Source organism: Acetatifactor sp. (assembly GCF_982438285.1).
Genome location: NZ_CEWDFQ010000274.1, coordinates 1 through 4,291 on the forward strand (window position 1 = coordinate 1; position 4,291 = coordinate 4,291).

General features: G+C 52.5%; 4 protein-coding genes and 1 pseudogene. All 5 read left to right on the plus strand.

Features of this window, described 5'->3' with window-relative positions:
- Positions 1 to 143: pseudogene (locus AC1WIP_RS12265) on the plus strand (phosphoribosylformylglycinamidine cyclo-ligase); the annotation flags it as partial.
- Positions 137 to 760, plus strand: coding sequence for a phosphoribosylglycinamide formyltransferase (gene purN / locus AC1WIP_RS12270; protein ID WP_481142097.1), 624 nt, complete (start codon positions 137 to 139; stop codon positions 758 to 760). The pseudogene AC1WIP_RS12265 and the gene purN, both read left to right, overlap by 7 nt.
- Positions 761 to 814: 54 nt before the next feature.
- Complete coding sequence (gene purD, locus AC1WIP_RS12275; RefSeq protein ID WP_481142098.1) at positions 815 to 2,086, plus strand: phosphoribosylamine--glycine ligase; 1,272 nt, start codon at positions 815 to 817, stop codon at positions 2,084 to 2,086.
- Between the two features lie 38 nt (positions 2,087 to 2,124).
- Positions 2,125 to 2,580 (plus strand): hypothetical protein, encoded by a 456-nt coding sequence (locus tag AC1WIP_RS12280; RefSeq protein ID WP_481142099.1) that lies wholly within the window; start codon positions 2,125 to 2,127, stop codon positions 2,578 to 2,580.
- A 50-nt stretch (positions 2,581 to 2,630) separates the two neighbouring features.
- Positions 2,631 to 4,124, plus strand: coding sequence for an SH3 domain-containing protein (locus AC1WIP_RS12285; RefSeq protein WP_481142100.1), 1,494 nt, complete (start codon positions 2,631 to 2,633; stop codon positions 4,122 to 4,124).
- The last annotated feature ends 167 nt before the right edge of the window (positions 4,125 to 4,291 follow it).

The window sequence follows — 4,291 nt, forward strand, 5'->3', positions numbered from 1 at the left end:
CCTATAATATGGGCCTTGGAATGGTGCTGGCGGTGGAGCAGGAGGACGTGGATAAAACCATGGCAGCCATTCGGGCGGCGGGGGATACGCCTTATATTGTAGGAAAATGCCAGACGGGAGAAAAGGGAGTGACTCTATGCTGAGAGTGGTGGTTATGGTGTCCGGCGGAGGAACCAATCTGCAGGCCATTATTGATAAAACAGCCTCGGGCGGCATTACGAATATCCAGCTTGTGGGAGTCATCAGCAATAATAAGACGGTGAAAAGCTTAGAGAGGGCTAAGGCTGCCGGGATACCTGCCGTCAGCGTTTCCCCCAGAGATTATGAAGACAGGGAGCTTTTTCACCAGGCGCTTTTGGAGGCGGTGGACGGCTTTTTGCCGGATTTGATTGTCCTTGCGGGTTTTTTGGTTGCAATTCCCACTGCCATGGTTCAAAAATATGAAAACCGTATCATCAATATTCACCCCTCTTTGATTCCCTCCTTCTGCGGAGTGGGCTGCTATGGCCTTAAGGTGCATGAGAAGGCCCTTGCGCGGGGGGTGAAGATTACCGGAGCCACGGTGCATTTTGTGACGGAGGGCATGGACGAGGGGCCCATCATCTCTCAGAAGCCTGTGGAGGTGGAGGAGAATGATACGCCTGAGAGCCTGCAGAAGCGGGTGATGGAGCAGGCAGAGTGGATTTTACTCCCCCAGGCCATCGACGATATTGCCAACGGACGTATCGCTGTGGAAAACGGCAGGGTGATCAGAAAATAAATGACAGCTGGCGCAGATTTATCGTGCGCAGGGCGGAAGTGAGGATACATAAATATGAAGGTATTGATCGTAGGGGGCGGCGGAAGAGAGCATGCCATTGCAATGAGTGTGGCCAAGAGCCCCAGGGTGGAAAAAATATATTGTGCTCCGGGAAACGCGGGCATTGGACAGATTGCGGAGTGTGTTCCCATCGGGGCCATGGAGTTTGAAAAGCTGGCAGCTTTTGCCAGGGAAAAGGCCATTGACTTTACCATTGTCGGGATGGATGACCCTCTGGTGGGAGGGCTTGTGGATGTGCTGGAGGCCGAGGGGCTTAGGGTATTCGGTCCCAGGAAAAATGCAGCTATCCTGGAGGGAAGCAAGGCGTTTTCCAAGGATTTGATGAAGAAATACAATATTCCAACCGCCGCCTATGAGACCTTTGACAATGCAGAGGATGCTCTGGAATATTTAAAAGGGGCGGATTATCCCATTGTCCTGAAGGCAGACGGCCTTGCGCTGGGAAAGGGAGTTTTGATCTGCAGGGACAGAGAGGAAGCAGAAGAAGGCGTGCGGTCTATCATGCTGGATAAGAAATTTGGCTCTGCAGGAGACCGTATGGTGATTGAGGAATTCATGACAGGAAGAGAGGTCAGTGTGCTTTCCTTTGTGGACGGCAAAACCATTAAGATCATGACCTCAGCCCAGGACCATAAAAGGGCCATGGATGGAGACCAGGGCCTGAACACAGGAGGCATGGGAACCTTCTCCCCCAGTCCCTTTTACACAAAGCAGGTGGACGAATTCTGCACAAAGCATATTTACCAGGCTACGGTGGATGCCATGGCGGCGGAGGGGAGACCCTTTAAGGGCGTTATTTTCTTTGGGCTGATGCTGACCCAAAAGGGCCCCAGGGTTTTGGAGTACAATGCCAGATTTGGAGACCCGGAGGCCCAGGTAGTGCTGCCCCGCATGAAAAATGACATCATTGAGGTGATGGAGGCCTGTGTGGACGGGCGTCTTGACCAGATAGAGCTGGAATTTGAGGATAATGCTGCGGTTTGTGTGGTTTTGGCCAGCCAGGGTTATCCGGTTTCTTATGAAAAGGGATTTTTAATCCGGGGACTTGACAGGTTTGACGGGGCGGAGGGCTATTACTGCTTCCACGCCGGCACAAAGCAGACAGACCAGGGAATCGTTACCAATGGGGGGCGGGTGCTGGGCATTACGGCCAAGGGAAGAGACCTGAAGGAAGCCAGGGCCAACGCTTATGCAGCCACAGAGTGGGTATCCTTTGACAATAAGTATATGAGGCATGACATCGGCAAGGCGATTGATGAGGCATAGAAGCCTGAGAATCTATGTGGGAAAAGGTGTGATTGGGTATGGACAGCTTGGAAATGATGAATTATTACCATGTCCCGCGCTACTGCAAAAAGTGCAACGGAGTTATGATATTCAAGGGGGTAGGAGAATATCAGTGTGAGGACTGCGGGTATGTAGACTATGACGATTACGGAAAGGTAAGGCTTTATATTGAAGCCCACAAGGGGGCCACGGCGGTGGAGATTGAGGCGGCCACGGGAGTGTCTCAGAGGGCGATTCGAAGAATGCTCAGAGAATCCCGCATTGAGGTGGCCGAGGGCTCCAAGATGTTTCTGCATTGCGAGCGCTGCGGAAAGGAAATCCGCAGCGGCAGGTTCTGCGAGGAGTGTGAGGCGAAGGTCCACAGGCATATGGAGGAGCAGCAGAGAGATAAAATGCGCAGGGATACGAGAGGCTACGGGCATTCCCAGGCAGGTGAGGAAGGACAAAGAAGGTTTATGCGGGATCGTGAGTAGTGCCGCAGAAGCCTTTTAGATACAGAATAGAAAAAAGGAAAGGACAGCATATGAAAAAGATAAAAGAGGCACGTTTAGGATTTTATTTGCCTGCAGGCTTAATGACCATGCTCCTGATTCTGCTGATGGCTTTGTTTCTGGGATGCTTTTCCATTGTGAGCCATGCGGAGAGTCAGGGTACGGTGACTGCCAACAGCGCAAATATCAGAAGAGAACCAAACTCCAGCAGTGAGGTCATAGGCAGCACCCAAAAGGACAAAAGCATCAGCATCAGAAGCCAGACCACAGGAAGCGATGGGGCTGTCTGGTATCAGGTGTTTGTGGATGCCAATACGCTTGGGTATATCCGCTCCGATCTTGTGTCCATAACAGATGGAACCACTCCGCCCACGGAGGCCTATACGGCATCTGGCACTGATACAAACACTTCCACGGATACCAATACAGGCACTGCGGATACACCGGCTGAAACAACCCCGGAGACTCCCGCTGCGGTTACGGCGGTTGAGCCCTTGAGTGCGAGCGTGACGGGCGGTCAGTCCGTGCGGGTGCGCTCCAACGCGTCCACAACCAGTCAGATTCTGACCACGGCCCAGAATGGCATGGCGCTTACGGTGACAGGGCAGGCCACAGGAACCGACGGCAATGTGTGGTATCAGGTAACCTTTATTGCCGACGGGACAGAGGTGACCGGATTTATCCGCTCCGATTATGTTTCTTTGTCGGGGGAGCTGGTTCCTGTCACGGAACAGCCTGCAGAAACCCCGCAGGAGGAGACCGAAGTGCCTGAAGAGGTGCAGGAGACAAAGGATTGGGAAACACAGCTTCAGGGGGAAGAATGGTATTTGATCAACAATGTGGAAGGGAATCAGTATTTGATTCAGGACTTGTTTGATGGTGTGGAGCAGAATGCGGCCTTGTATGAACAAAGCAATCAAAAGGTGTCCAGCCAGAGAATTGTTATTATCATACTGGTGGTTCTCTTTGTGCTTGCGGCAGGAGCGGCAGCATTTTTGGCTTACAAGATAAAAGATATGATGGATTCTGCATATTTTTCTCAGGTTGAACGGGAGACCATACGAAAAAGAAGCGATAAAGCTCAGGGTAATTCTGGACAGAAGGTAATGCACACAGTGGGAGCCGGAAAGCCGAACGGTGCAAAGCAGGCACGGCCTGCTGGAGCAAGGCCCGCAGGAAATACGGGGACAGCCCAGGCAGCGCGGCCTGCTGGAACAAGGTCTGTGGGAGCAAGACCCACAGGAAGCCAGGCAGCGTCCCAGCAGGCACGGCCTGCGGGAACAAGACCTGCGGCAGCAAAGCCTGCAGGGAGCACGGGGGCAGCTCAGACAGCGCGGCCTGCGGCGGCAAAACCTGCGGGCGCAAAGCCCGGGGCAGGCACAGAAGGGAAAGCTCCTTCCAGATCCTCTGGAGCAAAACAGTCTGGAAACGGCCAGAACCCCGGCTGGAAATCAAAGAATTTTATGGCGGATGACGACGAATTTGAATTTGAGTTTTTGAATTGGGACGGGGACGAGGAACCATAGACAAAGCGGTAAAAGCAAGGTGATTTTGCAGAAGAATGCTGACATCCTGGAAAGCAGTGCAGGATGCCGGCATTTTTTGCGGATACCGGTGCAGCGGGCAACCTATAAACTTCCTATAAACTTTCAGGCCATATTGTTGACAGTTATTTTTTGCTGTTATAATATGT